The 1,849-nt window shown below is 54.9% G+C and carries 1 protein-coding gene; it reads left to right on the plus strand.

Annotated elements, in window-relative coordinates:
* On the plus strand, window positions 1–1,798 hold a 1,798-nt coding region (locus tag ACIFO6_RS24165), incomplete at its 5' end, for a collagen-like protein (protein WP_430044599.1).
* Window positions 1,799–1,849: the final 51 nt, after the last annotated feature.

Here is a 1,849-nt window from a genome sequence, read left to right on the forward strand (position 1 = left end):
TGGCGCTACCGGAGTTACTGGCGCTACCGGAGTTACTGGCGCTACCGGAGCTACTGGAGTTACTGGAGTCACTGGTGCTACCGGAGTTACTGGCACTACCGGAGTTACTGGAGTCACTGGTGCTACTGGCGTTACTGGCACTACCGGAGTTACTGGAGTCACTGGTGCTACTGGCGTTACTGGCGCTACCGGAGCTACTGGTGTCACCGGGGCTTCTGGCTTCACGGGGGCTACCGGAGTCACTGGTGCTACCGGTGCTACTGGGGCTACCGGAGATACGGGTGCCACTGGAGATACTGGCGCTACCGGTGCTACTGGGGCTACTGGAGCTACAGGTGCCACTGGAGATACTGGTGCTACTGGTGCTACCGGAGATACGGGTGCTACTGGAGATACTGGCGTTACGGGAGTCACTGGGGTTACCGGCGTTACCGGAGCTACTGGCGCTACCGGAGCTACTGGCGCTACCGGAGCTACTGGCATCACGGGTGTTACCGGCGTTACCGGGGCTACCGGAGTCACTGGCACTACCGGAGCTACTGGCATCACGGGTGTTACCGGCGTCACTGGCGTTACTGGAGTCACTGGAGCTACTGGCGTTACCGGGGCTTCTGGCATCACAGGTGCTACTGGCGTTACTGGTGCCACTGGAGTCACTGGTGCTACCGGCGCTACTGGCGCTACCGGAGATACAGGTGCTACCGGAGCTACCGGAGCTACTGGAGATACTGGCGCTACAGGCGCTACAGGTGCTACCGGAGCTACCGGAGTCACTGGCACTACCGGAGCTACTGGCATCACGGGTGTTACCGGCGTTACCGGGGCTACCGGAGTTACTGGAGATACTGGAGTTACGGGGGCTACTGGAGCAACTGGCGTCACCGGGGCTACTGGAGTCACTGGCGCTACCGGGGCTTCTGGCATCACGGGTGTTACCGGAGTTACGGGCGCTACCGGGGCTACTGGCGTCACAGGTGCTACTGGAGCTACCGGAGCTACCGGCGCTACTGGAGTTACCGGAGTTACTGGCATCACTGGTGTTACCGGCGTTACTGGCGTTACAGGAGTTACTGGTGCTACTGGCGTCACCGGGGCTTCTGGCATCACGGGGGCTACCGGAGTTACTGGAGTTACTGGCGCTACGGGCGCTACGGGCGCTACCGGAGTTACTGGCATCACGGGTGTTACCGGAATCACTGGAGTTACCGGGATTACTGGTGCAACCGGAGTTACTGGTGCAACCGGAGTTACTGGCGTCACAGGTGCTACTGGCGTTACTGGCGCTACCGGAGTTACTGGCGTCATCGGTGCAACCGGGGCTATTGGACCTACTGGTGCCACAGGTGTTGGTATAACAGGTGCAACCGGCCCACCTCCTACGTTTATAGACGCATACTTTAACGGTAATATTCAACCTCAGACAATTGCTTCGGGGTCAAACATTTTAAATATTACTCCAAACCAATCTACTGCACTCACTTATAATGCAGGAACAAGTATTTTCACAATACAAAATGCGGGGTTGTATAACATTAGTGTTGTAATAAATCTTGCAACTGCCTCACTGCCAGAAGCAACAATTGGGTTATCACTAAATAATTCTACAGCATATCTCGCTCCCGCTGTAACCACGGCAACAAGTGGTCAATTGGTTTTAGTTCAAATTGAGGCTTTTGCTGTGGGGGATACAATTCAATTTAGAAATATATCTGGATTTCCTATTACCATTGCTAATTCACCAGTCATAGCTAACAGCGCAGGTCATGTAGCTATTTCGAGATTCTCAGCTTTTTCATAAACGAGACTCGGAACTGGAATTAAAGCTAATGTAATCGAGTAGGAGGCTACC

The sequence above is a fragment of the Paenibacillus sp. NRS-1781 genome (assembly GCF_050467745.1).
GTDB classification, from domain to species: domain Bacteria; phylum Bacillota; class Bacilli; order Paenibacillales; family Paenibacillaceae; genus Paenibacillus; species Paenibacillus terrae_A.